Annotated in this window: 24 protein-coding genes and 1 riboswitch; of the genes, 15 read left to right on the forward strand and 9 right to left on the reverse strand. The window is 60.4% G+C overall.

All coding sequences use genetic code 11. From position 1 onward, the window contains the following. The first annotated feature begins 4 nt into the window (after positions 1 to 4). Together FX982_RS05980 and FX982_RS05985 are read left to right on the forward strand one after the other, a co-directional pair. On the forward strand, positions 5 to 970 hold the full coding sequence (locus FX982_RS05980) for an L-carnitine dehydrogenase (protein ID WP_172609978.1): 966 nt from the start codon (positions 5 to 7) through the stop codon (positions 968 to 970). A 51-nt stretch (positions 971 to 1,021) separates the two neighbouring features. Continuing rightward, positions 1,022 to 1,510 (forward strand): thioesterase family protein, encoded by a 489-nt coding sequence (locus FX982_RS05985; protein ID WP_172609979.1) that lies wholly within the window; start codon positions 1,022 to 1,024, stop codon positions 1,508 to 1,510. A gap of 74 nt (positions 1,511 to 1,584) precedes the next feature. Here the strand turns inward: FX982_RS05985 and fba are convergent, their stop codons facing one another. The 6 genes from fba to tkt all read right to left on the reverse strand — a co-directional run bounded on the left by fba (position 1,585) and on the right by tkt (position 7,786). Next, on the reverse strand, positions 1,585 to 2,649 hold the full coding sequence (gene fba / locus FX982_RS05990) for a class II fructose-bisphosphate aldolase (RefSeq protein WP_037018967.1): 1,065 nt from the start codon (positions 2,647 to 2,649) through the stop codon (positions 1,585 to 1,587). Between the two features lie 121 nt (positions 2,650 to 2,770). Beyond that, on the reverse strand, positions 2,771 to 3,094 hold the full coding sequence (locus FX982_RS05995) for an MliC family protein (RefSeq protein ID WP_122536456.1): 324 nt from the start codon (positions 3,092 to 3,094) through the stop codon (positions 2,771 to 2,773). Between the two features lie 92 nt (positions 3,095 to 3,186). Then, positions 3,187 to 3,414, reverse strand: coding sequence for a hypothetical protein (locus FX982_RS06000; protein ID WP_122536455.1), 228 nt, complete (start codon positions 3,412 to 3,414; stop codon positions 3,187 to 3,189). Between the two features lie 24 nt (positions 3,415 to 3,438). After that, a complete protein-coding gene (locus FX982_RS06005; protein WP_172609980.1) occupies positions 3,439 to 4,602 on the reverse strand; it encodes a phosphoglycerate kinase in 1,164 nt (387 codons plus the stop codon). A 19-nt stretch (positions 4,603 to 4,621) separates the two neighbouring features. Then, the gene (epd, locus tag FX982_RS06010; RefSeq protein WP_172609981.1) at positions 4,622 to 5,668 is read right to left on the reverse strand and encodes an erythrose-4-phosphate dehydrogenase; all 1,047 of its coding nucleotides are present in this window, start codon (positions 5,666 to 5,668) and stop codon (positions 4,622 to 4,624) included. Positions 5,669 to 5,788: 120 nt separating this feature from the next. After that, positions 5,789 to 7,786 (reverse strand): transketolase, encoded by a 1,998-nt coding sequence (tkt, locus tag FX982_RS06015; RefSeq protein WP_172609982.1) that lies wholly within the window; start codon positions 7,784 to 7,786, stop codon positions 5,789 to 5,791. 258 nt (positions 7,787 to 8,044) lie between these two features. Here tkt and FX982_RS06020 point away from each other — a divergent pair, with 258 nt between their 5' ends. Together FX982_RS06020 and metK are read left to right on the forward strand one after the other, a co-directional pair. Beyond that, positions 8,045 to 9,040 carry an ArsR/SmtB family transcription factor gene (locus FX982_RS06020; RefSeq protein ID WP_172609983.1) on the forward strand — a complete coding sequence of 332 codons (996 nt, stop codon included), beginning with the start codon at positions 8,045 to 8,047 and terminating at the stop codon, positions 9,038 to 9,040. A 20-nt stretch (positions 9,041 to 9,060) separates the two neighbouring features. Then, positions 9,061 to 10,251 carry a methionine adenosyltransferase gene (gene metK, locus FX982_RS06025; protein WP_172609984.1) on the forward strand — a complete coding sequence of 397 codons (1,191 nt, stop codon included), beginning with the start codon at positions 9,061 to 9,063 and terminating at the stop codon, positions 10,249 to 10,251. 98 nt (positions 10,252 to 10,349) lie between these two features. Here the strand turns inward: metK and FX982_RS06030 are convergent, their stop codons facing one another. Beyond that, a complete protein-coding gene (locus FX982_RS06030) occupies positions 10,350 to 10,970 on the reverse strand; it encodes a LysE family translocator (protein WP_172609985.1) in 621 nt (206 codons plus the stop codon). Between the two features lie 191 nt (positions 10,971 to 11,161). On the opposite strand from FX982_RS06030, the gene ligB reads away from it, so the two are divergent. Together ligB and FX982_RS06040 are read left to right on the forward strand one after the other, a co-directional pair. Continuing rightward, a complete protein-coding gene (ligB, locus tag FX982_RS06035) occupies positions 11,162 to 12,847 on the forward strand; it encodes an NAD-dependent DNA ligase LigB (RefSeq protein WP_172609986.1) in 1,686 nt (561 codons plus the stop codon). A gap of 59 nt (positions 12,848 to 12,906) precedes the next feature. Next, on the forward strand, positions 12,907 to 13,326 hold the full coding sequence (locus tag FX982_RS06040) for a DUF1090 domain-containing protein (protein WP_172609987.1): 420 nt from the start codon (positions 12,907 to 12,909) through the stop codon (positions 13,324 to 13,326). A gap of 153 nt (positions 13,327 to 13,479) precedes the next feature. Here the strand turns inward: FX982_RS06040 and FX982_RS06045 are convergent, their stop codons facing one another. Next, the gene (locus tag FX982_RS06045) at positions 13,480 to 13,866 is read right to left on the reverse strand and encodes an MAPEG family protein (RefSeq protein ID WP_172609988.1); all 387 of its coding nucleotides are present in this window, start codon (positions 13,864 to 13,866) and stop codon (positions 13,480 to 13,482) included. A 376-nt stretch (positions 13,867 to 14,242) separates the two neighbouring features. Here FX982_RS06045 and FX982_RS06050 point away from each other — a divergent pair, with 376 nt between their 5' ends. From FX982_RS06050 to otnI, 6 genes are all read left to right on the forward strand, one after another. Next, positions 14,243 to 15,064 (forward strand): DeoR/GlpR family DNA-binding transcription regulator, encoded by an 822-nt coding sequence (locus FX982_RS06050; RefSeq protein WP_172609989.1) that lies wholly within the window; start codon positions 14,243 to 14,245, stop codon positions 15,062 to 15,064. 311 nt (positions 15,065 to 15,375) lie between these two features. Continuing rightward, on the forward strand, positions 15,376 to 16,281 hold the full coding sequence (gene ltnD, locus FX982_RS06055; RefSeq protein WP_172609990.1) for an L-threonate dehydrogenase: 906 nt from the start codon (positions 15,376 to 15,378) through the stop codon (positions 16,279 to 16,281). 10 nt (positions 16,282 to 16,291) lie between these two features. After that, complete coding sequence (otnK, locus tag FX982_RS06060) at positions 16,292 to 17,584, forward strand: 3-oxo-tetronate kinase (RefSeq protein WP_172609991.1); 1,293 nt, start codon at positions 16,292 to 16,294, stop codon at positions 17,582 to 17,584. Further along, positions 17,581 to 18,243: a 3-oxo-tetronate 4-phosphate decarboxylase gene (otnC, locus tag FX982_RS06065; protein WP_172609992.1), complete on the forward strand. Its 663-nt coding sequence runs from the start codon at positions 17,581 to 17,583 to the stop codon at positions 18,241 to 18,243. The genes otnK and otnC overlap by 4 nt, the downstream gene beginning before the upstream one ends. Positions 18,244 to 18,327: 84 nt before the next feature. Continuing rightward, entirely contained in the window at positions 18,328 to 19,785 is a 1,458-nt protein-coding gene (locus FX982_RS06070; RefSeq protein WP_172609993.1) for a GntT/GntP/DsdX family permease, read from the forward strand. Positions 19,786 to 19,807: 22 nt separating this feature from the next. Next, positions 19,808 to 20,599 (forward strand): 2-oxo-tetronate isomerase, encoded by a 792-nt coding sequence (otnI, locus tag FX982_RS06075; RefSeq protein ID WP_172609994.1) that lies wholly within the window; start codon positions 19,808 to 19,810, stop codon positions 20,597 to 20,599. 173 nt (positions 20,600 to 20,772) lie between these two features. On the opposite strand, the gene FX982_RS06080 is transcribed toward otnI, so the two are convergent. After that, positions 20,773 to 21,177 (reverse strand): acyl-CoA thioesterase, encoded by a 405-nt coding sequence (locus tag FX982_RS06080; protein WP_133775566.1) that lies wholly within the window; start codon positions 21,175 to 21,177, stop codon positions 20,773 to 20,775. Positions 21,178 to 21,373: 196 nt separating this feature from the next. Further along, positions 21,374 to 21,482, forward strand: a riboswitch (S-adenosyl-L-homocysteine riboswitch). A gap of 21 nt (positions 21,483 to 21,503) precedes the next feature. On the opposite strand from FX982_RS06080, the gene ahcY reads away from it, so the two are divergent. From ahcY to FX982_RS06095, 3 genes are all read left to right on the forward strand, one after another. Further along, on the forward strand, positions 21,504 to 22,913 hold the full coding sequence (gene ahcY, locus FX982_RS06085) for an adenosylhomocysteinase (RefSeq protein ID WP_172609995.1): 1,410 nt from the start codon (positions 21,504 to 21,506) through the stop codon (positions 22,911 to 22,913). A 181-nt stretch (positions 22,914 to 23,094) separates the two neighbouring features. Beyond that, positions 23,095 to 23,943: a methylenetetrahydrofolate reductase [NAD(P)H] gene (metF, locus tag FX982_RS06090; RefSeq protein ID WP_172609996.1), complete on the forward strand. Its 849-nt coding sequence runs from the start codon at positions 23,095 to 23,097 to the stop codon at positions 23,941 to 23,943. A gap of 152 nt (positions 23,944 to 24,095) precedes the next feature. Further along, positions 24,096 to 24,905, forward strand: a complete 810-nt coding sequence (locus FX982_RS06095) for a substrate-binding periplasmic protein (RefSeq protein WP_172609997.1) — start codon at positions 24,096 to 24,098, stop codon at positions 24,903 to 24,905. Positions 24,906 to 25,088 lie beyond the last annotated feature (183 nt).

Here is a 25,088-nt window from a genome sequence, read left to right on the forward strand (position 1 = left end):
CGATATGACCTTTATCACCACCATTAAAACATTCGCAGCCTTGGGCAGCGGTGTCATCGGCAGCGGTTGGGTGGCGCGCGCGCTGGCTCATGGCCTGGATGTCGTGGCCTGGGACCCGGCGCCGGGGGCAGAAGCAGCGCTGCGCAAACGCGTCGCCAACGCCTGGCCGGCGCTTGAGCAAAAGGGCCTGACGGCGGGCGCCTCCCAGGAACGTCTGCGCTTCGTCGACACCATCGAAGAGTGCGTTCGCGAGGCCGACTTCATCCAGGAAAGCGCCCCGGAGCGCCTTGACCTCAAGCTGGATCTGCACAGCAAGATCAGCGCGGCGGCCAAGCCTGACGCGATCATTGGTTCCAGCACCTCCGGCCTGCTGCCGTCGGAGTTTTACGAAAGTGCCACGCACCCGGAACGCTGCGTGGTGGGCCATCCGTTCAACCCGGTTTATCTGCTGCCGCTGGTAGAAGTGGTCGGCGGCAAGAACACCGCGCCCGAAGCGGTGCAGGCAGCGATTCAAGTCTATGCATCACTGGGCATGCGCCCGCTGCATGTGCGCAAAGAGGTCCCTGGCTTTATTGCGGATCGCTTGCTGGAAGCGCTGTGGCGTGAGGCGCTGCACCTGGTCAACGATGGCGTGGCGACCACCGGCGAAATCGACGACGCGATCCGTTTCGGTGCCGGCCTGCGCTGGTCATTCATGGGCACATTTTTGACTTACACCCTGGCCGGCGGCGATGCAGGCATGCGTCACTTCATGGCGCAATTCGGCCCGGCGCTGCAGTTGCCGTGGACCTACCTTCCGGCGCCCGAGCTGACCGACAAGTTGATCGATGACGTGGTTGATGGCACCTCGGATCAGCTCGGTAGCCAAAGCATTGCAGCGCTGGAGCGGTATCGCGATGACTGCCTGCTGGCGGTGATTGAAGCGGTGAAAACCACCAAGGCCAAACATGGAATGGCGTTTGAGGATTGATACGCGAGAGCCACGTCGCCGGTTGACCACGAATAACTTTGGACTGATCCCATGCCCGCGCTCATTACCTACAAAACCCCTGTCCTCGCCGAGTGGGTCGACTACAACGGTCACCTCCGCGACGCCTTCTATTTGCTGATTTTCAGCTTCGCCACAGACGCCTTCATGGACCGCATCGGCCTTGCCAATGACGATCGGGATGCCAGTGGCCACTCGCTGTTTACGCTCGAAGCGCACATCAACTTCCTGCACGAGGTGAAACTCGGTGAAGCCGTGGAAGTGCGTACGCAAATCGTCGGACACGATGGCAAGCGGGTGCAGCTTTACCACGGTCTGTACAAGGCAGACGGGGATGTCGAGCTGGCAGCGAGCGAGCAGATGCTGCTGCATGTGGATCTCGCGGATGGGCCGAAATCGGCGCCGTTTAGTGAAGTGTCGATGCAGGCGTTGCGCCTGCTCTCGGAAGCTCAACTTGATCAGTCGGCGCCAAAGTATGTCGGGCGGATCATCGCCCTGCCCGGCCGGCGACATACCGTGTAGAAACGCAGATCACAGCCACAAAAAAGCCCGCATCGCTGCGGGCTTCTTCATTTCAGCAATCGATCAGAAAACGATCAATTCACTTTGGCGTTCAACTCGCCTTTGGCATAACGCTCGAACATCTTCTCCAGAGAGATCGGCTTGATCTTGGAGGCGTTGCCAGCGGTGCCGAATGCTTCGTACCGGGCGATGCACACGTCGCGCATGGCCGATACGGTTTTGGCCAGGTATTTACGCGGGTCGAACTCGCTCGGGTTCTTCGCCATGAACTCGCGGATGGCACCGGTGGACGCCAGACGCAGGTCGGTGTCGATGTTGACCTTGCGCACGCCGTGCTTGATGCCTTCAACGATTTCTTCGACCGGCACGCCGTAGGTTTCTTTGATGTCGCCGCCGAACTCGTTGATGATTTTCAGCCATTCCTGCGGAACCGAAGAAGAGCCGTGCATTACCAGGTGAGTGTTCGGGATGCGCTTGTGGATCTCTTTGATCCGCTCGATCGCCAGGATGTCGCCGGTAGGCGGCTTGGTGAACTTGTACGCGCCGTGGCTGGTGCCGATGGCGATGGCCAAGGCATCCACCTGGGTTTTCTTGACGAAATCGGCCGCTTCTTCCGGATCAGTCAGCATCTGGCTGTGATCCAGCATGCCCTCTGCGCCAACGCCGTCTTCTTCACCGGCCATGCCGGTTTCCAGCGAGCCCAGAACACCCAGCTCACCCTCAACCGAAACGCCGCAGGCGTGAGCCATGGCGACAGTTTCCTGCGTCACGCGAACGTTGTACTCATAGTCAGCCGGGCTTTTGCCGTCTTCGCGCAGCGAACCGTCCATCATGACCGAGCTGAAGCCCAGCTGGATGGAACGTTGGCAGATGGCCGGGCTGGTGCCGTGGTCCTGGTGCATGACCACCGGGATGTGCGGGAATTCTTCGATTGCCGCCAGGATCAGGTGGCGCAGGAACGGGGCGCCTGCGTATTTGCGCGCACCGGCCGAAGCCTGAACGATCACCGGAGAGTCAGTCTTGTCGGCCGCTTCCATAATGGCGCGCATTTGTTCCAGGTTATTTACGTTGAATGCAGGGACGCCGTAACCGAATTCGGCTGCGTGGTCCAACATCTGGCGCATGCTGATAAGTGCCATTGTCTGTTTCTCTCCCGGTGGGGTCGTTAATCGTGCGTGCCGTATTGGCGGCTATTCAAATTATAGGGGTCGATTGTTCAGTCATCGCCCCGGTGCAGCCTCGCTCGAACTGCTCGGCCCTTTACGGCGCCTTGCAGCCACGACCGATCAAATCGTTGGTAGCGTCCCAGTAGACCAGGCCTTCGCTGCCTTTGTTGTCGAACGCCAGCACGCCGTTACTGTAAAGCGACCCGGAAGCTCCGGGCGACGCTTGCAGACGGAATACCTGCTCGCTCTGATTGAGGCGTACATCCACCTCCTTCTTCGCGGCATCGGCATACTTCCAGAAAATCTCGGCTTTGCTGTCGCAGACCCAATGGGTCCAGGGGGCTGCCGGTTCCGAAGCCTTCATGCTGGCGCAACCGCTCAGCAGCATCAGTGTCGCAAGGGCTAACAAGCCTTTCATTACTACTCCCGAATCCCCTGCATCGCGTGACAGATGTCGATCACGGCAGGGGCAATGCTGTTCCTGTATTCCGGCACACCGTCAACCAAGAATCAATGACAGGGGACTGGTCCCACGGCAGGCATGAATTCGTATTTTTCCCAGACTTCAGGCCCGCCACGCTTGTAAACGATCGGTACGGTTTCCGCCTGCCAGCCCGCCTGGTAGCAACTGACCTGAAGCAAACCCGGCGCCGCGGTCGATGCCGTCTCCGCTTCAGGCTTGCTTGCGCAGCCGACCAGCAAACCCGCCATGATCAACAGCGGTAATGGCTTGACCATTTCACTCCCCTTCACCTTGGCCGGTCAGGCCTTGGCGCGTTGTTCCAGAACTTCCACGGCAGGCAGAACCTTGCCCTCGACAAACTCGAGGAACGCACCGCCGCCTGTAGAGATATAGGAGATTTTGTCGCCTACACCGTATTTGTCGATGGCGGCCAACGTGTCGCCGCCACCGGCGATGGAGAAAGCAGAGCTCTCGGCGATGGCGTGAGCCAGCGTCTTGGTGCCTTCGCCGAACTGATCGAACTCAAATACGCCAACCGGGCCGTTCCAGAGAATAGTCTTGGAAGATTTCAGCAATTCGGCGAAGTGAGCAGCTGTTTGAGGACCGATGTCGAGGATCATGTCGTCATCGGCCACATCGGCGATTAGCTTGACGGTGGCTTCGGCATCGGCGGCGAACTGCTTGGCAACCACCACGTCGACCGGCAACGGCACGCTGACCTTGGCGGCGATGGCTTTAGCGGTATCGAGCAGATCCGGCTCGTACAAGGACTTGCCCACCGGATGGCCGGCCGCAGCAAGGAAAGTGTTGGCGATGCCACCGCCGACAATCAGCTGATTGCACTTTTCGCTGAGGCTGTTGAGCACGTCCAGTTTGGTCGAGACTTTGGAGCCTGCAACGATGGCCGCCATTGGCTGGGCCGGGTTGCCCAAGGCCTTGCCCAGTGCGTCCAGTTCAGCTGCCAGCAAAGGACCAGCTGCAGCGACTTTGGCGAATTTGGCAACGCCGTGAGTCGAGCCTTCTGCACGGTGGGCGGTGCCGAAAGCGTCCATCACGAACACATCACACAGAGCGGCGTACTTCTGCGCCAGCTCGTCAGCGTTCTTCTTTTCGCCCTTGTTGAAGCGCACGTTCTCGAACAGCACGATATCGCCCGCCTTGACGTCGACACCGTCCAGGTATTCCGCGACCAGCGGCACTTCACGACCGAGCGCCTTGCTCAGGTAGTCCGCGACCGGCTTCAGGCTGTTCTCGGCGGAAAACTCACCTTCGGTTGGACGACCAAGGTGTGAGCAGACCATGACCGCTGCGCCTTTCTCCAGCGCCAGTTTGATGGTGGGCAACGACGCGAGAATGCGTGCATCGCTGGTCACCACGCCATCTTTGACCGGGACGTTGAGGTCTTCGCGGATCAGTACACGCTTACCTTGCAGATCGAGGTCGGTCATCTTCAACACGGTCATGGGGCATTCCCTGTTTTTACTATTGTTTATGAATGGTGTGCAGGTAGTGATCGGCGACATCCAGCATACGATTGGCAAAGCCCCACTCGTTGTCGAACCAGGCCAGGAGGTTCACCAGCCGAGGGCCCGAAACCCGCGTCTGGCTGGCATCGATGATGGCCGAGTGCGGGTCGTGGTTGAAATCGCAACTGGCATGCGGTAATTCGGTGTATGCCAGCAGCCCCTTCAGCGGGCCGCGGGTAGCGGCCTCGCGCAGGATACGGTTGACCTCGACGGCATCGGTGTCATGGGCGACCTGCAGCGTGATGTCCAGGCACGAGACGTTCACCGTCGGCACACGAACTGCTTTGGCCTGAATTCGGCCGGCAAGTTCCGGAAGCAGCCGCTCGATGCCGCGCGCCAGACCAGTGGACACCGGGATAATCGACTGAAAGGCCGAGCGCGTACGGCGCAGGTCTTCATGATGATAGGCGTCGATCACTGGCTGATCGTTCATTGCCGAGTGAATGGTGGTGATGGTCACGTATTCGAGACCCAGCTCGCGGTTCAGCAGGTCGAGCAACGGCACGCTGCAGTTGGTGGTGCACGACGCGGCAGACACCAGCCGCTCCTCGCCCGTCAGGGTTTCCTGATTGATGCCGTAGACGATGGTGGCGTCGACATCGGCTTCGCTGGCCATGGGCTGGGAGAACAACACCCGCGGCGCACGGGCGGAAAGAAAGCGCTCTCCGTCGGCACGCGTGTTGTAGACGCCGGAGCATTCAAGTACCAGATCCACATCGAGCGAGCCCCAGTCGATGCCTTCCGGTGTCGCGCTGCGAAACACTTTGATGACGTGATCGTTAATGTGCAGAAAATCGCCTTCGACCCGCACTTCGCCGGGGAACCGACCATGTGTGGAGTCAAAGCGCGTGAGGTATTCGAGACTGGCCATGTCGGCCAGGTCGTTGATTGCCACCACTTCGAAGCCAGCCTTCGCACCTCGTTCGCACAGCGCGCGCAGCACGCAGCGGCCGATACGACCGTAACCATTGAGGGCGACTTTATAAGGGCGTGGCTGAGGCATGGGGTTCTCAAAATCTTGAGTGGTACAGAGAACCTGCAGGCGCGCCTCGCGATCTGTTGCCAGATACAGGCAGCAGATCGCAGGACAAGGCACGCGCCGACAAGGGCAACGCAATGGTGCTTAGTCTTCCAGCAGCTCTTCAGCTGTGGAGAGAACGTTCTCCAGCGTGAAGCCGAACTCTTCGAACAACAGGTTGGCAGGGGCCGACTCGCCGAAGGTGGTCATACCGATCACGCGACCTTCCAGGCCCACGTATTTGTACCAGTAGTCGGCGTGAGCCGCTTCGATGGCGATGCGCGCGCTGACTTCCAGCGGCAGAACCGACTGCTTGTACTCGGCGCTTTGAGTTTCGAAAACGCTTGTGCACGGCATGGAAACCACACGCACGTTTTTGCCGTCCGCGCTCAGCTTGTCGTAAGCCTGAACAGCAAGGCCGACTTCGGAACCGGTGGCGATCAGGATCAGATCCGGCTCGCCGCTGCAGTCGCGCAGCACGTAGCCACCGCGGTTGATGTTTTCCAGTTGCTCGGCATCACGTGCCTGATGCTGCAGGTTTTGACGAGAGAAGATCAGCGCCGATGGGCCGTCATCACGTTCGATGGCGTGTTTCCAGGCGATGGCGGACTCAACGGCATCAGCCGGGCGCCAGCAGTCCAGGTTCGGCGTGGTGCGCAGGCTGGTCAGTTGCTCGATCGGCTGGTGCGTCGGGCCGTCTTCGCCCAGACCGATGGAGTCGTGGGTGAATACGTAGATGATGCGTTTCTTCATCAACGAGGACATGCGCACGGCGTTGCGGGCGTATTCCATGAAGATCAGGAACGTCGCGCCGTATGGCACGAAACCGCCGTGCAGGGCGATGCCGTTCATGATTGCGCCCATGCCGAACTCACGCACACCGTAGTGCAGGTAGTTGCCGGTGGCGTCTTCGCCGGTGATGCTGCGGCAGCCTTTCCAGATGGTCAGGTTGGACCCTGCCAGGTCAGCGGAGCCGCCGAGGAATTCAGGCAGCAGCGGACCGAAGGCGCTCAAGGCATTCTGACTGGCCTTGCGGCTGGCGATGGTTTCGCCCTTCGCGTTGACTTCTGCCACGTACGCGGCGGATTTCTCGGCGAAATCAGCAGGCAACTCACCGCTCATGCGGCGGATCAGCTCGTTGGCTTCGGTCGGGAAGGCAGCGGAGTAGGCAGCGAAACGCTGGTCCCACTCGGCTTCAACGGCCAGGCCTTTTTCCTTGCCATTCCACTCGCTGTAGATGTCGTCCGGGATTTCGAATGGGCCGTGGGTCCACTTCAGCGCAGCGCGGGTCAGGGCGATTTCTTCAGTGCCCAGCGGAGCGCCGTGGCAGTCTTCCTTACCCTGCTTGTTCGGCGAACCGAAACCGATGGTGGTCTTGCAGCAGATCAGCGTCGGCTTGTTGCTCTTGTGAGCGGTATCGATGGCGGTTTTGATCTCGTCGGCGTCATGGCCGTCGACGTTGCGGATGACGAGCCAGCCGTAGGATTCGAAGCGCTTCGGGGTGTCGTCGGTGAACCAGCCCTCGACTTCGCCGTCGATGGAAATCCCGTTGTCGTCGTAGAACGCGACCAGCTTGTTCAGGCGCAGCGTGCCGGCCAGCGAAGCGACTTCGTGGGAGATGCCTTCCATCATGCAGCCATCACCCATGAACACGTAGGTGTGGTGGTCAACGATGTTGTGGCCTGGACGGTTGAACTGGGCAGCGAGGGTTTTCTCGGCGACGGCGAAACCGACGGCGTTGGCGAAACCCTGACCCAGTGGGCCGGTGGTGGTTTCAACGCCTGGGGTGTAGCCATATTCCGGGTGACCCGGGGTGCGGCTGTGCAGCTGGCGGAAGTTTTTCAGGTCTTCAATGGACAGGTCGTAACCGGTCAGGTGCAGCAGTGAGTAGATCAGCATCGAGCCGTGACCGTTGGACAGGATGAACCGGTCGCGGTCAGCAAACATCGGATTGGCTGGGTTGTGCTTCAGATAATCGCGCCAAAGCACTTCAGCGATATCCGCCATGCCCATCGGGGCACCCGGGTGGCCGCTATTGGCCTTTTGCACGGCATCCATGCTGAGGGCACGAATGGCATTGGCTCGCTCACGACGGCTTGGCATCGCTGATCTCCTGGGGCAGATAAAAGTGGGACCGGAAAAAGGCGGCCATTTTCCCTCAGGCACCCTCCGGGGGCAATGACAGATCACACGCCATCGGTGTTTTCCTCTGCCGCTGACGTGTTTTCGTACGCCACACCCAACGCCTGACGGCAAACGGCAGAATCACGGCGCCGGGAGGTCGCCACTGATCGACCAATATCAAAACTTTTTGATATTGGCCTTGCGACCAGCTTGGTCGATAACTAGACTGCCTGCCTTATGAATCTTCGCGTGCCTGCCATTAGCCATGATGAATGCGACGAGCTGGCTGCCCTGTGCAAAGCCGGCGGCGATCCGCTGCGGCTGAATGTCCTGCGTGCGCTGTCGAATGATTCCTTTGGCGTGCTGGAGCTGGCGCAGATTTTCGCAATCGGTCAGTCCGGCATGAGCCATCACCTCAAGGTACTGGCCCAGGCTGACCTGGTGGCGACGCGGCGTGAAGGCAACGCGATTTTCTATCGACGCGCCCTGCCCCACACCGAACACACCGGCGGCAAGCTGCACGCGGCGATGCTTGAAGAAGCCGACAATCTGCGCCTGCCCGACGATGTACAAACCCGGATCGGGCTGGTGCATCGCCAGCGGGCGAATGCCAGTCAGGACTTCTTCGCACGCACTGCGGAGAAATTTCGGGCCCAACAGGACCTGATCGCAGGACTGCCGCAGTACCGCGACAGCCTGCTGTCATTGCTGGACAAGTTGAGCTTTCCCGCCGATGCCACGGCGATAGAAGTCGGGCCCGGGGATGGCGGTTTTCTGCCGGATCTGGCGCGGCGTTTTCGGCACGTTACAGGGCTGGACAACAGCCCGGAAATGCTCGATCTGGCGCGCAAGATCTGCACGCAAAGGGCGTTGGGTAACGTTGAGCTGAAACTGGCCGATGCACTGACCAACGCTAATATCTCCGGCAACTGCGTGGTGTTGAATATGGTGCTGCACCATTTCGCCGCGCCCGCCGAAGCGCTCAAACAATTGGCCAATCTGTTGCAACCGGGCGGTAGCCTGCTGGTGACAGAGTTGTGCAGTCATGACCAGAGCTGGGCCAAGGAGGCCTGTGGCGATCTCTGGTTAGGCTTCGAACAGGAAGATCTGGCCCGTTGGGCCATCGCTGCGGGGCTGGTCCCCGGGGAAAGCCTGTACATAGGCTTACGTAATGGTTTCCAGATCCAGGTCCGCCATTTTCAGCGACCGGCTGGCGACACTCACCATCGGTAATAATCAGGAAAACCGTCGAGATGAGCGAATACTCCCTTTTCACCTCCGAGTCCGTGTCTGAAGGACATCCGGACAAAATCGCCGACCAGATCTCCGATGCGGTGCTGGACGCCATCATTGCCCAGGACAAGCAGGCGCGCGTCGCCGTGGAAACCCTAGTCAAGACCGGTGTAGCCATTGTTGCCGGCGAAGTCACCACCAGCGCGTGGGTTGACCTGGAGCAGATCGTTCGTGATGTGATTTGCGAGATCGGCTACACCAGTTCCGACGTCGGTTTCGACGGCGCCACCTGCAGCGTGATGAATATCATCGGCAAGCAGTCCCCTGACATCAATCAGGGCGTCGACCGGGCAAAACCTGAAGATCAGGGCGCTGGCGACCAAGGCCTGATGTTCGGCTACGCCAGCAACGAAACCGCCGAGCTGATGCCTGCGCCGATCGCGTTCTCGCACCAGCTGGTACACCGCCAGGCCGAAGCCCGTAAATCCGGCCTGTTGCCATGGTTGCGCCCGGACGCGAAATCCCAAGTCACGTGCCGCTATGAAAACGGCATCGTGGTGGGCATCGACGCCGTGGTTCTGTCGACCCAGCACAACCCGGAAGTGTCGTACAAAGACCTGCGCGAAGGCGTGATGGAGCTGATCGTCAAGCACGTGCTGCCGGCCGAATTGCTGCACAAAGACACCCAGTTCCACATCAACCCGACTGGCCAGTTCATCATCGGCGGCCCCGTGGGCGACTGCGGTCTGACCGGTCGCAAGATCATCGTCGACAGCTACGGCGGCATGGCCCGTCACGGCGGCGGCGCGTTCTCCGGTAAAGATCCATCCAAGGTCGACCGCTCGGCAGCCTACGCTGGCCGTTATGTCGCCAAGAACATCGTCGCTGCCGGCCTGGCCGAGCGCTGCGAGATTCAGGTTTCCTACGCGATTGGCGTTGCACAGCCTACGTCGATCTCGCTGAACACCTTCGGCACCGGCAAGATCAGCGACGACAAGATCGTCCAGCTTGTTCGCGAGCACTTCGACCTGCGCCCGTACGCGATCACCACCATGCTCGACCTGCTGCACCCGATGTACCAGGAAACCGCAGCCTACGGCCACTTCGGCCGCACGCCGCAAACCAAGACCGTGGGCGACGACACCTTCACCACGTTCACTTGGGAAAAAACCGACCGCGCCGACGCCTTGCGCGCCGCTGCCGGTTTGTAATACCCGCAGGGTACATTGCGCTTAGCGGCACCCAGTCAACGAAAAGCCCCTGGCGATGAAAGTCGTCAGGGGCTTTTTGCATTCGACTGACGGAATGATCAGCTTCGGCGCGCCACCAGCAAAAACGACGCCGCACTGGCCAACAACCCCGCGCACACTCGATTGAACACACGCTTGCCACTGGGCTTGGCAAACAGCCGACGCGCATGCACCCCCATCCAGCAATAAAGCGCGATGGCGATACATTCCAGCACCAGAAACATCGCCCCCAATTGTGCGAACTGAGCAGTGACTACGCCGGAGCGGTCGACGAATTGCGGCAGAAACGCCGTAAACAACAGAATGGCTTTGGGGTTGCCAATGGCGACCAGAAACTCCTGGCGTGCCAGCCTCGTCACGCCGGCCTGCGCGCCGGCTTCGACATCGTGCGCCTCGCATGGCGCTCGCCACAGTTGTAACGCCAGATAGAACAGATACGCCGCCCCCACAATCTTGATCGTATGAAACAGCCACTCGGACGTATGCAGCACTGCTGTAAGCCCGACCGCTGCAAGCGCAATCATGATCGCGAATGCCAGCAACCGACCAAGCCCACCGGTGCAGGCGCGGCCAAACCCATAACGCGACGCGTTGCTGATCGAGAGCAGGTTATTCGGGCCCGGCGCCATGTTCAGGGCGAAACAGGCGGGGATGAATAGAGCGAGGGTCGACAGGTCCATGGCAGTGCCTCTTCCTGGTGCTGGGATGAAACATCATTTTGCACTCGTGACGAGCTAGCTCAAGACACAGCCGGGCGTGGTAAAAAAGGTCTGGCTGTACCGGTGCGAGACAAACGCGGTAACCAAGGCGCAATGAAACGCCCATCGAGAAAACCTAGCCTTGCAGTCCCTCCCCCGGCAAGGACGCTCCGATGCTGCCCCTCCTCCGCGCGATGACCTGCGCTTTAATCGCCCTCGTTTCCACTGCTGCCAATGCCGCCTCATGCCCCGACTGGCCACCGGCAAAAGCCCGAAGCGAGATCCTTGCGCTGCAAAGCCAGATCACCCAGTGGGACGACAGCTATCACCGCCAAGGCGTGTCTCTGGTGGCCGATGAGCTGTACGACCAATCTGTTCAACGGCTCGCCGATCTGCGCGGCTGTTTCGCCGCGATGCCAGCCTCGCCCTTGAACCCGCTGAAAACCGCGCGCGGTCCCGTTGCCCATCCCATCCCTCACACCGGCCTGACCAAATTACCGGGTGAGGCCGCCGTTCAGGCGTGGCTCAAAGAACGAACCGATCTGTGGATTCAGCCAAAGGTAGACGGCGTGGCGGTCACGCTGGTGTATGTCGACGGCAAACTAGTGAGCGCCATCAGCCGGGGCGACGGGGTTTTCGGCCAAGACTGGACCGGACATGCTCACCAGATCGAAGCGATTCCTCGCCATCTCGCGTGGGAAAAGACCGTGATCCTGCAGGGTGAGCTGTATTGGAGGCTGACAGATCACGTTCAGGCGAACGCCGGCAGTCTGAACGCTCGCAGCAAAGTGGCCGGGTTGCTGGCGCGTCACGGGATTAGCGAGCAGGAAGGCGCGAATATCGGGCTGTTCGTCTGGGACTGGCCGGAAGGTCCGTCGGCCATGACCGAGCGACTGGCAGGGCTGAGAGCCATGGGTTTCGAGGACAGCGCGCGCTTCAGTGAGCCGTTGGAGGGCTTCACTCAGGCAAAGAACTGGCGCGAGCACTGGTACCGTTCGCCGCTCCCGTTTGCCACCGATGGCGTAGTCATTCGGCAGGGCGAGCGCCCGTCGGCCGAGCGCTGGCAGGCGAAAGCGCCGTACTGGATCGCGGCCTGGAAGTACCCGTTTGCGCAGGCGCTGGCCGAGGTGCGCAAGGTTCATTTCAATGTCGGGCGCAGTGGCAAGATCACGCCCGTGCTGGACATCGAACCGGTGCGCCTGGATGACCGGATGATCGCCCGCATCAGCGTGGGCTCGCTTAAGCGCTGGCAGGAAATGGACATTCGGCCTGGCGATCAGGTCGCGATCAGCCTCGCCGGCCTGACGATTCCGCGTCTGGATGAGGTGATATCGCGCAGCGTTGATCGTGCGCCGCTGGATGTGCCGCGAGTGGAGGATTTTCATTCGCTGAGTTGCTGGCAGCCCGTTGAGGGCTGCGAAAGCCAGTTCCGTGAACGGTTGAAATGGTTGAGTGGGAAGAAGGGGTTGGTGCTCAACGGCGTAGGACCGGGCACGTGGGATAAGTTGATTCAGGCAGGACAATTAAATGGTTTGCTGGACTGGATGACCCTCGACAGTGCGCAGCTTGCTAACATTCCCGGTCTGGGCGAACGCAGCAGCGCTAAACTGCTGACAAGTTTCCAGGGCGCACGAGAAAAGCCGTTTGTCGTCTGGCTCAAGGCCATCGGTTTGCCGCCGGCTACAGGCGTTGATCTGGGTGAGTCCTGGGCGGCCCTGGCCTCACGAAGTGTGGAGGAATGGCAAATCGAACCTGGTATTGGCTCGGGACGTGCGCAGCAACTGCATGCATTTTTCCAAGACCCGCAGGTGCAGGCTTTGAGCAAGCAATTGCGGGACGAAGGCATCAAAGGTTTTTAGTCTTTTTAGGGCCACATGATTGTGTCGAGCGTATGGCTATTTGTATTCAAGGAGTATTCATGAAATTCCTGTCATCCCTTTTTGCATTCACTGCGTGCGGGTTTCTGGCCGCGCCGGTGTTTGCAGCCGAGCAGGCGTCGGAGCCGTCCGGATGCGCCGCAAAGCGCCAGGACATCACCACTCAGCTCGAAAACGCCAAGGCCGCTGGCAATACCAATCGGCAGGCAGGGCTGGAAAAAGCGTTGAGTGAAGTGACCGCGAACTGCACCGACGCCGACTTGCTCAAGCAGCAGGAGCAGAAGGTGCTGGATGCCAAGCGCGAAGTCAGCCGTCGTCAGGCGGATTTGAACAAGGCGATGAGCAAGGGCGATCCCGAGAAAATCGACAAGCGTAAAGACAAGCTGGCCGAGTCCCGCAAGGAGTTGCAGGAAGAGCAGGAGAAGCTGGAAAACGTCAAGCCGGACGAGGACGACGATTAAGCGCAATTACTGCTTTCTGGAGGAGTGAGCTGCTCGGGAAGTGGCGTTCAGTCCGAAATACTCAGCGACTGTACTGGCCTCTTCGTGAGCAAGCTCACTCCCACAGGTCGCGTGTTTGCTGCCACATCGCGTCAACTTAGAAATAGTGAGCGGTCAGACAGAGACGCCAAACAGCGCAATCACCAGCCCCATACCGACGATCCAGGCCAGCGAACGCAACGCCGCGAGATCCGCCAGATAAAAGATGATGTAGAGCAGGCGACTGGTCACGAACAGCACGGCCAGTACGTCGATCGTCACCAACTGCGCCACGCCGGCGACGTGGGCAATGATCACACCGGCAGTAAATCCTGGAATCGCTTCAAAACTATTGAGCTGCGCGTTGTGGGCGCGCCGCGGGAGACCTTCGAGGCGGTCGAGAAAGTCCCGGGGATCATGATTGTGCCGTGCACTGAACTTGCCGCTGCTGAACTTGGCAACACCAGCGCACCCTATCGGCAACAGAATCACGATCAACACACACCAAAACGCGACGGTCATACCTGCATCCTTTTTTAGAATTTGAGCTTCAATAGAAAACGCCCATCTACAGCCTAAGAGCCACGGCCCGTCGAAAGGTTCTTGCAGGTCCAGCATGCTGGTGAGGATCACTAGATCACGCGCACTCCGTGGGACCGGCTTTAGCCGGGAAGGCGTCATGTGTACACCGCAAATCTGACGGCGTTCACTCCGGCCTCTTCCCGGCTAAAGCCGGTCCCACTAAGGTATCGCATGCACTCAGTGGAACTGGCTGTGACGTCCCACTGAAACCAACCGGCGCGCAGTTTGCTCGTCGTTACTGCCACCGCCATCCCGATTGGCTAAGATGCCAGCCACGCGGCCGACCTCGGCTGTATTTCGTTGCCCAGGAGCCTGCATGTCCAGCGAAGAAGACGCCACCCTCAGTGGCGCAGCGCCGATGATTCCCGATCAGCGCCGGGAGTTGATGCTGCGCCAGTTGCGCAAGCATCAGGTGCTGAGCGTGCATCAGCTCATGGAAATGTTCGACTGCTCGCACATGACTGTTCGCCGCGACATCGCGCTGCTTGAGCAAAGCGGCCGTGCCTATTCGGTGACCGGCGGGGTGCGCATCGCCAGCCAGGTTCACAGCGAGCCCAGTCACCAGTCCAAGGCCGTGGTCGAGCTGCCGCACAAACAGGCGATGGCGAAACTGGCCGCCAGCCTGCTGCACCCTGAGATGACGGTATACCTGGACGCCGGCACCAGCACGCTGGAAATCGTCCCGTACATCGTCGCACTGTCGGGCATGACCGTGGTCACCAACGATTTTGGCGTGGTCAACGCCCTCGCCGATGCGACCCATGTGGATGTGATTCACACCGGCGGGCTGCTGGATCATCCGAATCGATCCTGTGTCGGCGGGCTGGCCGCCGCAACCTTGCGGCAATTGGCAACCGACGTGGCATTCATGTCGACCAGTTCGTGGGACCTGCAACGCGGCACGACCACGCCTTCCGCGCTGAAGGTAGAGGTCAAGCAAGCGGCGATGCAGTCAGCGTCGCGCACGGTATTGCTGACGACCAGCACGAAATACGGCACGTTCGGCATGTACAAGGTCGCGGGCCTGGAGCAGTTCGACACGATCATCAGCGACGACCGACTTGCCCATGGTGCTACGGACAGCATTCGCGGGCTGGGGGTCGAATTGATGCTGGCATCGGTGGACACGCCTCGCTGACCGGCATTGCCCTCAATCCGTAGGAGCCGGCTTGCTGGCGAGTGGTTGAACCCGCCGATGCAAAGGTGACTGACAAGCCGTGTTTGCCAGCAAGCCGGCTCCTACAGACTCAACCATCCTCGTCCCAGTAGTCCTATCAAAGCCTTGGCAGCCAGCCAGGGCTTTTTTATGTGCAGCCACGTCGATGTTAATTTTTGTTAATTCAAAAAAGCACTTCACATTATCCGATCACGGGTTCACTATCTTTAACAGATCAGAACAAACACCGTTCGAGTGCTGATGAACTTCGGCGCTCACCCGAGGAGAGATTCATGGATAACAAGAATGTCGGCGTCATTGGGCTGGGTGCAATGGGACTGGGCATAGCGCGCTCCCTGCTGCGCAGCGGCTTCAACGTTCATGCCTGTGACGTGCGCGCCGCCGTGACAGAGCAATTCGCCAGCGAAGGCGGCGTTGCCTGTGAATCTCCTGCAAGCATGGCGGCGGCCTGCGACGTGATCATCACCGTCGTTGTCAACGCCGAGCAGACCGAAACCGTATTGTTTGGCGACAACGGCGCAGTCGCCGCCCTGCGCCCGGGCAGCCTGATCATCGGTTGCGCCACGGTCGCACCGACCTTCGCTATCGAACTGGGTCAGCGCCTCACCGAAAAAGGCCTGCTCTACCTCGACGCGCCGATCTCCGGGGGCGCGGCCAAGGCAGCTGCTGGCGAGATGACGATGATGACCTCCGGCCCGGCTGATTCTTACGCCAAGGCCGACGCGATCCTCAACGGCATGGCGGGCAAGGTCTATCGCCTGGGCGACGTCCACGGCCTGGGCTCCAAAGTCAAAATCATCAATCAGCTGCTTGCGGGCGTCCACATTGCCGCCAGCGCCGAAGCCATGGCCCTGGGCCTGCGCGAAGGCGTCGATGCCGATGCGCTGTACGAAGTGATCACCAACAGCGCCGGTAACTCGTGGATGTTCGAGAACCGCGTGCCGCACATTCTCAAGGCGGACTACACGCCGTTGTCGGCCGTGGACATCTTCGTCAAAGACCTGGGTCTGGTACTCGATACCGCCCGCGCCAGCAAATTCCCGCTGCCGCTGTCGTCCACCGCCCACCAGATGTTCATGCAAGCCTCTACCGCTGGCTTTGGTCGCGAGGATGATTCTGCCGTGATCAAGATTTTCCCGGGCATCGAACTGCCGACCGCCAAGCCTGAAAACAACTGAGATGACGCTGATGAGCACCACGACTCCGCGCCCTCTGTTGGGCTGCATCGCCGATGACTTCACCGGCGCCACCGACTTGGCCAACATGCTGGTGCGGGGCGGCATGCGCACTGTGCAGAGCATTGGCATCCCGAGCGCCGAAAGCTTGGCCGAACTGGACGCCGACGCCATCGTCATCGCGCTGAAATCCCGCACCACGCCCGCTGCAGAAGCGGTGGAAGAATCCCTCGCCGCGCTGCAGTGGCTGCGTGATCGCGGCTGTGAGCAGGTCTTCTTCAAGTACTGCTCGACGTTCGATTCCACCGCCAAAGGCAACATTGGCCAGGTCAGCGAAGCGCTGCTCAAGGCGCTTAACAGCGACTTCACCCTGGCCTGCCCCGCGTTCCCGGAGAACGGTCGCACGATCTTCCGTGGTCATTTGTTCGTGCAGGACCAACTGCTCAGCGAATGTGGCATGCAAAACCACCCGCTGACGCCGATGACCGATGCCAATCTGGTGCGCGTGCTGCAATCGCAAACCACGCAGAAAGTTGGCCTGCTGCGTTATGACAGCATCGCCAAAGGCGTCGACGGCGTGCGTGCTCGCATCAAAGAGTTACGGGTAGACGGCGTGGTCATGGCGATTGCCGACGCGCTGTCTGACGCTGATTTGTACACGCTGGGCGAAGCCTGCGCCGACCTGCCGCTGCTCACCGGCGGCTCGGGTCTGGCGCTGGGTCTGCCAGGCAATTTCCGTAAAGCGGGCAAGCTGCGTGACATTGATGCCGCGAAGCTTGAGCACGTCGACGGCGGCGAAGTCGTATTGGCGGGCAGCGCGTCGGTGGCTACCAACGGCCAGGTTGCCGCCTGGCTTGAGGCTAACCGGCCGGCTCTGCGCATCGATCCATTGGCACTCGCTGAAGGCAAACCGGTGGTGGCAGACGCTTTGGCCTTCGCCCGCGACGCTGGGCAAACCGTGCTGTTCTACGCGACCAGCAGCCCGGAAGACGTTAAAGCCGTGCAGCAAAAGCTCGGCGTCGAACGTGCCGGCGCGCTGGTCGAAGACGCGCTGGGGCAGATCGCTAGCGGCCTGTTGGACGCGGGCGTGAAACGCTTTGTCGTCGCTGGCGGTGAAACCTCCGGTGCCGTGGTTCAGGCCTTGGGTGTGAGCCTGCTGAAGATCGGCGCGCAGATCGACCCGGGTGTTCCAGCGACCATCAGCAGCGGTGCGATGCCTCTGGCCCTGGCGCTGAAGTCCGGGAATTTCGGTGGCCGCGACTTTTTCGACAAAGCCCTCAAGCAACTGGCAGGGAGTGCCCAATGAGCAACGTAACCAGCCCTTCAGTGAGCGCCGAAAACAAGCAGCGTGAAGAGATTTGCACCATCGGCCGTCTGCTGTTCGGACGCGGCTATACCGTGGGCAGCGCAGGCAATATCAGTGCGCGTCTCGACGATGGCTGGCTGATCACGCCAACGGACGCGTGCCTGGGGCGCCTCGATCCTGATGCCATCGCCAAGGTCAATCTGGCCGGCGAATGGGTGTCCGGCGATAAGCCGTCGAAGACATTGGCCCTGCATCGTCAGGTCTACGACCGCAATCCCGGCGTTGGCGGCGTGGTGCACACCCACTCGACGCATCTGGTCGCGCTGACACTGGCCGGCGTCTGGAAACCGGATGACATCCTCCCGCCCATCACGCCGTATCAGGTGATGAAAGTCGGGCACATTCCCTTGATTGCCTACGAGCGTCCCGGCTCGCCGAACGTCGCCGATCAGGTGGCGAAGCTGGCGAACAGCGTGCGCGGCGTAATGCTCGAACGACTCGGCCCGGTGATCTGGGAAAGCTCGGTCGCCAAGGCCTCTTATGCGCTGGAAGAGCTGGAGGAGACCGCACGCCTCTGGCTGATGAGCAACCCCAAACCTGAACCGCTGGACGCAGCGGCTCTGGAAGAACTGCGCCAGACGTTCGGCGTGAACTGGTAACCCCAACGGCGTTTGGATCGAAAACCGGACTCCCGGTTTTCGGCGGACCGGCTTGGCCGGAAAACAATAACAACGGGACACAACATGACTCCTTTATTCCTCATGCTCGTCGCTGGAGCCGGCATTGCGCTGTTGCTGCTTCTAGTCCTGAAATACAAGTTTCAACCGTTCGTGGCTCTGATGCTGGTCAGCATTATCGTGGCGCTGGTGGCCGGGGTTAAACCGAGCGACCTGGTGGCTACGATCGAAGGCGGCATGGGCAAAACCCTCGGCCACATTGCGATCATCATTGCCCTTGGCGCCATGATCGGCCGCATCATCGAACTGTCCGGCGGCGCCGAGGCGCTGGCCAAGACGCTGATCAACCGCTTCGGCAATCGGCGCACGCCGCTGGCCCTGACTGTCGCGGGTTTCATGGTCGGTATTCCGGTGTTTTTCGAAGTGGGCGTGATCATCCTCATGCCACTAGCCTACGGTGTCGCCCGGGCGGCTCGCAAACCGCTGCTGGTTTATGCGCTGCCAATGTGCGCAGCGTTGCTGTCGGTACACGCCTTCCTGCCGCCGCATCCGGGCGCCGTTGCAGCCGCCGGCCAGCTGGGTGCGGACTTGGGTCGCGTGTTGATGTTCGGGCTGCCGATGGTGGGCATTCTGTGCCTGATCGGTTACCTGATTGCCGGGCGCATGACCCGCAGGGTCTACCCGATGACCGACGATATCCGCAGCGAAGTGTATGGCTCCCACGTTACCAACGAAGACCTGGTGGCTTGGGCCAATAACGATTACTCGCGGGTGTCTGAAGCGACCCACACCAAAGAGCTGGGTCTTGAAGAAAACGCCAGCAGCCTGGCGGCACGCCTGCCAAAAGCGCCGGCGCCGGGGGCAGGCATCATCATCGCGCTGATTTTGCTGCCGATCATTTTGATTCTGCTGGGCACGCTGGCGACCACGATGTTGCCGGCCGACTCAATGCTGCGCAACGTGCTGACCGTTCTCGGCGCGCCGCTGGTGGCACTGCTGATCGACACGCTGCTGTGCGCCTGGTTGCTGGGCTCGCGCCGTGGCTGGAGCCGCAATCAGGTGTCCGACGTCGTGGGTTCGGCATTGCCGGGCGTGGCGATGGTGATTTTGATTGCGGGCGCAGGCGGCGTGTTCGGCAAGGTGCTGGTGGATACCGGAATTGGCGCGGTCGTGTCCGAAGCGCTGCGCAACACCGGCCTGCCGGTCCTCGCGCTGGGTTTTCTGCTGACGCTGCTGTTGCGTGCCGTGCAGGGCTCGACCACAGTGGCGCTGGTGACCACGGCCGGCATTCTCAGCCCGCTGATCGCCACGCTGAACCTGAGCGCCAACCACATGGCCCTGCTCTGCCTGGCCATGGGCGGTGGCGGTCTGGCAATGTCGCACATCAACGACGCCGGTTACTGGATGTTCACCAAACTGGCGGGCCTGAACGTTGCCGATGGCCTGCGCACCTGGACCTTTCTGGTGACCATTCTGGGCACCCTCGGTTTCTTGATGACGCTGCTGCTCTGGCCTTTCGTCTAACGGCTTCAATTAGGAGATAACCATGCCTCGCTTCGCTGCCAACCTCAGCATGATGTATCCGCAACACGACTTTCTGGCGCGTTTCTCGGCTGCGGCGAGTGACGGCTTCAAGGGCGTGGAGTACCTGTTTCCGTATGACTTCAAGGCCGAGGAAATCAAGCTGCGTCTGGACGACTTCGGCCTGACCCAGGCGCTGTTCAACGCCCCGCCCGGCGACTTCACCAAGGGCGAGCGCGGCATTGCATCGTTGCCGGGCCGGGAGAGCGAATTTCGCGACGGCTTTCAGAAAGCACTGAATTACGCAGCGGTGCTGGGCAACGACCGGATTCACGTCATGGCCGGCCTGCTGCCCAGTGAAGACCTGCGCCAGAAGCATCACGCGGTGTACCTGGAAAACCTGAGCTTCGCCGCACAACAGGCGGCAAAGGTCGGGCTGACGGTGTTGATCGAGCCGATCAACACCCGGGACATTCCGGGCTTCTTTCTCAACCGTCAGGATCAGGGCCAGGCGGTGCTTAGAGAAGTCGGCGCTGACAATCTGCGGGTGCAGTTCGACTGCTATCACTGCCAGATCGTCGAGGGCGACGTCACCAGCAAACTGCGCCGCGACTTCGCCGGCATCGGCCACATCCAGATCGCGGGCGTGCCGGACCGCCATGAGCCGAGCGTGGGGGAAGTGAACTACCCGTGGCTGTTCGAGGAAATTGATCGCCTGGGCTACACCGGCTGGGTCGGCTGCGAGTACCGTCCGAAAGGCGATACCAGCGAAGGCCTGCAGTGGCTGCGGGACTGGCAGGCGCGTCATCCGGCCTAGCGTGTTACAGGGTCTGGTTCCCTGGGGGGGGGGGCGGGATGCGCAGATCATTGTAGGAGCCGGCTTGCTGGCGAACACGTCGGTTCAGTCAACATCGTCATCGCTGACCCGGCGCATTCGCCAGCAAGCCGGCTCCTACAGACAACTGCCCCCTGCGTTCACCCTCTGCCCCATCACTCGTTGATCACATCTTCCTTGAACTGATCTTTCACGTAGGTGATTTCGGTCTTGCCGTGTGGCGCCGGCAGGCCGTCTTCGCCCAGGTTCACGAAGACCATTTTCTCGACCGTGAGAATGCTCTTGCGGGTGATCTTGTTGCGCACCTGGCAGGTCAGCGTGATGGAGGTGCGGCCAAACTCGGTGGCGGTGATCCCCAGTTCGATGATGTCGCCCTGACGCGAGGCGCTGACAAAGTTGATCTCGGAAATGTACTTGGTCACGACGCGCTGATTGCCCAACTGAACAATGGCGTAGATGGCCGCTTCTTCGTCGATCCAGCGCAGCAGGCTGCCGCCGAACAACGTGCCGTTGGGGTTGAGGTCTTCGGGTTTTACCCATTTGCGGGTGTGGAAGTTCATGGGGGCTCCGGGGTGTTTGGGAGACGGTGGTGGATGTGCCCCAGCTTCAAGCTTCAAGCCTGAAGCTGCAAGTTAAAAGCAGGTCCGTTGTTGTTTACCGCTTGCCGCTTGCAGCTTGCCACTTGCAGCTCAAAGAAAGATAATCGCCACCGCTTCAAAAAACGGTCATCACACCTTGTGACCGTTTTCCCGCCACCTGTCCGAGGGGCGCTGCAGCAGGTCAGACCTGTCAGGCTCGGAGAGGGCGTTGTTTGATCAGGCTTCTCGCCGCTCAAGCTTTAAACGCACAACGGCGCCCATTCGCACCCTACGAATGGAGACTCTTTATGAGTGCTGTACTGACGCCCAACGATTTCAACGACTACAAAGTCGCCGACATGTCCCTGGCTGCCTGGGGCCGTCGCGAAACCATCATCGCCGAATCCGAAATGCCAGCCCTGATGGGCCTGCGTCGCAAGTACGCTGGCGAACAACCGCTCAAGGGCGCGAAGATTCTCGGCTGCATCCACATGACCATTCAGACTGCCGTGCTGATCGAAACCCTGGTTGCCCTGGGTGCCGAAGTACGCTGGTCGTCCTGCAACATCTTCTCGACTCAGGATCAGGCCGCTGCCGCCATCGCTGCTGCCGGCATTCCGGTTTTCGCCTGGAAAGGCGAGACCGAAGCCGAGTACGAGTGGTGCCTGGAGCAGACCATCCTCAAGGACGGTCAGCCATGGGACGCCAACATGATCCTCGACGACGGCGGCGACCTGACCGAGCTGCTGCACAAGAAATACCCGGCCATCCTGGACCGCGTCCACGGCGTGACCGAAGAGACCACCACGGGCGTTCACCGTCTGCTGGACATGCTGGCCAAGGGCGAACTGAAGATCCCTGCGATCAACGTCAACGACTCGGTCACCAAGAGCAAGAACGACAACAAGTACGGCTGCCGTCACAGCCTGAACGACGCCATCAAGCGCGGTACCGACCACCTGTTGTCCGGCAAGCAAGCGCTGGTCATCGGCTACGGTGACGTGGGCAAGGGTTCGGCTCAGTCGCTGCGTCAGGAAGGCATGATCGTCAAGGTCACCGAAGTCGACCCGATCTGCGCCATGCAAGCGTGCATGGACGGTTTCGAACTGGTTTCGCCCTTCATCAACGGCGAGAACGACGGCACCGAAGCGAGCATCGACAAAGCACTGCTGGGCAAGATCGACCTGATCGTTACCACCACCGGCAACGTCAACGTCTGCGACGCCAACATGCTCAAGGCGCTGAAAAAACGCGCAGTGGTCTGCAACATCGGTCACTTCGACAACGAAATCGACACGGCTTTCATGCGCAAGAACTGGGCATGGGAAGAAGTGAAGCCGCAAGTGCACAAGATCCACCGCACCGGCGCTGGCCAGTTTGACCCGCAGAACGACGACTACCTGATCCTGCTGGCCGAAGGCCGTCTGGTGAACCTGGGCAACGCAACCGGTCACCCGAGCCGCATCATGGACGGCTCGTTCGCCAACCAGGTGCTGGCGCAGATCTTCCTGTTCAACCAAAAGTACGCTGACCTGAGCCCTGCTCAGAAAGCCGAGCGTCTGACCGTTGAAGTGTTGCCGAAGAAGCTGGACGAAGAAGTGGCCCTGGAAATGGTACGCGGCTTCGGCGGCGTCGTGACCAAGCTGACCAAGACCCAGGCCGACTATATCGGCGTGACCGTCGAAGGTCCGTTCAAGCCGCACGCTTATCGCTACTAAGCAGTAAGCGGCAAGCTTCAAGCGGCAAGTAAAGGCATCACCATTGTGAGCACTTGCCGCGTCAGGCTTTAAATCGTCCAAGCATTTAGCAGCACCAGGTGGCAAGCCTTGAGCTGCAGGATACGGCGCACCGCCACTCTTGCAGCTTATGGCTTGTAGCTTGCCGCTGGAGACTCGCTCCATGAGCCAAGACCGTAGCTACAGTTTCGAGTTCTTCCCGACGAAGACCGACGCTGGTCATGAAAAACTGCTTGCCACGGCGCGTACGCTGGCCAGCTACAACCCCGAATTTTTCTCCTGCACTTACGGTGCCGGGGGTTCCACGCGCGATCGCACGATCAACACCGTGCTGCAGCTGGAAAAAGAAGTGCACGTCCCGGCCGCTCCGCACTTGTCGTGTGTCGGTGACAGCAAGGCTGACCTGCGCAGCTTGCTGACGCAGTACCAGCAAGCCGGCATCAAACGTATCGTTGCCCTGCGCGGTGACCTGCCCTCAGGCATGGGCATGGCCAGCGGTGAGTTGCGTTATGCCAATGACCTGGTGAGCTTCATCCGAGAAGAAACCGGCGATCACTTTCACATCGAAGTCGCGGCTTACCCCGAGATGCACCCACAGGCGCGCAACTTCGAAGACGATCTGAAAAACTTTGTGCGCAAGGCCAACGCCGGCGCCAACAGTGCGATCACCCAGTACTTCTTCAACGCTGACAGCTACTTCCACTTCGTCGAGCGCGTACGAAAGATGGGCGTGGATATTCCGATTGTGCCGGGCATCATGCCGATCACCAACTACAGCAAACTGGCGCGCTTTTCGGACGCATGCGGTGCGGAGATCCCGCGCTGGGTTCGCAAGCAGCTGGAAGCGTACGGCGACGACACGGCGAGCATTCAGGCGTTTGGCGAGCAGGTCATCACCGAGATGTGCGAACGACTGCTGCACGGTGGTGCGCCCGGCTTGCATTTCTACACGCTGAATCAGGCCGAACCCAGTTTGGCGGTCTGGAACAACCTCAACCTCTCTGCACGATAACGGTTTCTATCCAAACGGATTGAAACCGCGCTGGCTTCACCGGCAGGCCTCGTCACCCCGAGGCCTGCCAGCCCCGTCATTGAGCCGAGCCTTCTGTTTTTGTTGAGAATCATTGCTTCTATTTAGTTAGCTCGCGTCGTAATCTCGCGCGCATGCCGTCCATCCTCCCGCTATTCATTGCCGCTCTTCTCGCCTGCCTGAGCTTCAGCGCGCTGGGCGAAAAGCTGCGGATCGTCACCGAACCCTGGTCCCCTTACGTCATCGTGGACGACAACCATGCCTCCGGGCTGGATTACGACACGACGGCGGTTGTCTTCGAGCGTCTGGGCATCGACGTCGAGTGGCAGTTTCTCCCGTGGAAACGCTGCCTGATGATGCTCAGTGACGGCGAGGCCGACGGAGTTCTCGACATCTTCAAGGACGAAGCACGCCCTGATCTTTTGTATCCAAACGAACCGTTATCGAGCATCGACTGGGTGCTGTTTCAGGCCAATGCCCGGCCGCATGCCTTCAATGGCGTAGAAGACCTGCACGGGCTGACCGTCGGCGTCTCTCCGGGTTATCGATACAGCCCGGCGTTTGACAGCTCGACGGCGTTCATCCGCGAGCCTGCGCCAAGCCATGAAGCGAACTTCGGCAAACTGATTCGCGGCCGCATCGATTTGATGGTGACCGATCGCCTGCTGGGCCGACAGATGATCGAGCGACTCAAGCTGGAAGGCCAGGTCAGTCAGTTGCCGACCGTGCTCAATCACCGGGGGCAGTACCTGGCGCTGCGCCGCAATGCCGGCATGGACTTGCTGGCCCAGCGCTTCAGCGCAGAACTCAAGCGTTTCAAGCGCGAACCCGCGTACGCGAAACTGGTGGAGCGGTACACCGGCGAAACACTGACGACATTGCCTGCAGAACCGGGGGAAAGTGTCGATAAAACCGTTGAGCAGCAGGAAAGCAGCGCGTTGTGATTGCTCTGTTATACTCCGGCGTCCCCGCCAGGCTTGCGCCCGGGTGCACGGTCTCACAGAAGACTTCTCGAACACGTCAGCAGCGCACTTTTTGCGCCCCTGCCCGAGTTGAACTTACAGACCTCCACAGGACCGGACGCCATTGCACCTTCCAAGGAGTGTGCGATGACCGCAGCAGGGTCG

The sequence above is a fragment of the Pseudomonas graminis genome (assembly GCF_013201545.1).
GTDB lineage: Bacteria > Pseudomonadota > Gammaproteobacteria > Pseudomonadales > Pseudomonadaceae > Aquipseudomonas.

Coding starts and splice junctions, on each gene's coding strand:
- FX982_RS06045 (WP_172609988.1), bottom strand. CDS start 13,866: ATGACCGTCGCGTTTTGGTGTGTGTTGATCGTGATTCTGTTGCCGATA.
- fba (WP_037018967.1), bottom strand. CDS start 2,649: ATGGCACTTATCAGCATGCGCCAGATGTTGGACCACGCAGCCGAATTC.
- FX982_RS05985 (WP_172609979.1), top strand. CDS start 1,022: ATGCCCGCGCTCATTACCTACAAAACCCCTGTCCTCGCCGAGTGGGTC.
- FX982_RS06020 (WP_172609983.1), top strand. CDS start 8,045: ATGAATCTTCGCGTGCCTGCCATTAGCCATGATGAATGCGACGAGCTG.
- ligB (WP_172609986.1), top strand. CDS start 11,162: ATGCTGCCCCTCCTCCGCGCGATGACCTGCGCTTTAATCGCCCTCGTT.
- FX982_RS06080 (WP_133775566.1), bottom strand. CDS start 21,177: ATGAACTTCCACACCCGCAAATGGGTAAAACCCGAAGACCTCAACCCC.
- FX982_RS05995 (WP_122536456.1), bottom strand. CDS start 3,094: ATGAAAGGCTTGTTAGCCCTTGCGACACTGATGCTGCTGAGCGGTTGC.
- FX982_RS06030 (WP_172609985.1), bottom strand. CDS start 10,970: ATGGACCTGTCGACCCTCGCTCTATTCATCCCCGCCTGTTTCGCCCTG.
- FX982_RS06070 (WP_172609993.1), top strand. CDS start 18,328: ATGACTCCTTTATTCCTCATGCTCGTCGCTGGAGCCGGCATTGCGCTG.
- metK (WP_172609984.1), top strand. CDS start 9,061: ATGAGCGAATACTCCCTTTTCACCTCCGAGTCCGTGTCTGAAGGACAT.
- otnK (WP_172609991.1), top strand. CDS start 16,292: ATGAGCACCACGACTCCGCGCCCTCTGTTGGGCTGCATCGCCGATGAC.
- ahcY (WP_172609995.1), top strand. CDS start 21,504: ATGAGTGCTGTACTGACGCCCAACGATTTCAACGACTACAAAGTCGCC.
- metF (WP_172609996.1), top strand. CDS start 23,095: ATGAGCCAAGACCGTAGCTACAGTTTCGAGTTCTTCCCGACGAAGACC.
- FX982_RS05980 (WP_172609978.1), top strand. CDS start 5: ATGACCTTTATCACCACCATTAAAACATTCGCAGCCTTGGGCAGCGGT.
- ltnD (WP_172609990.1), top strand. CDS start 15,376: ATGGATAACAAGAATGTCGGCGTCATTGGGCTGGGTGCAATGGGACTG.
- FX982_RS06050 (WP_172609989.1), top strand. CDS start 14,243: ATGTCCAGCGAAGAAGACGCCACCCTCAGTGGCGCAGCGCCGATGATT.
- otnC (WP_172609992.1), top strand. CDS start 17,581: ATGAGCAACGTAACCAGCCCTTCAGTGAGCGCCGAAAACAAGCAGCGT.
- FX982_RS06040 (WP_172609987.1), top strand. CDS start 12,907: ATGAAATTCCTGTCATCCCTTTTTGCATTCACTGCGTGCGGGTTTCTG.
- epd (WP_172609981.1), bottom strand. CDS start 5,668: ATGCCTCAGCCACGCCCTTATAAAGTCGCCCTCAATGGTTACGGTCGT.
- FX982_RS06095 (WP_172609997.1), top strand. CDS start 24,096: ATGCCGTCCATCCTCCCGCTATTCATTGCCGCTCTTCTCGCCTGCCTG.
- tkt (WP_172609982.1), bottom strand. CDS start 7,786: ATGCCAAGCCGTCGTGAGCGAGCCAATGCCATTCGTGCCCTCAGCATG.
- FX982_RS06005 (WP_172609980.1), bottom strand. CDS start 4,602: ATGACCGTGTTGAAGATGACCGACCTCGATCTGCAAGGTAAGCGTGTA.
- FX982_RS06000 (WP_122536455.1), bottom strand. CDS start 3,414: ATGGTCAAGCCATTACCGCTGTTGATCATGGCGGGTTTGCTGGTCGGC.
- otnI (WP_172609994.1), top strand. CDS start 19,808: ATGCCTCGCTTCGCTGCCAACCTCAGCATGATGTATCCGCAACACGAC.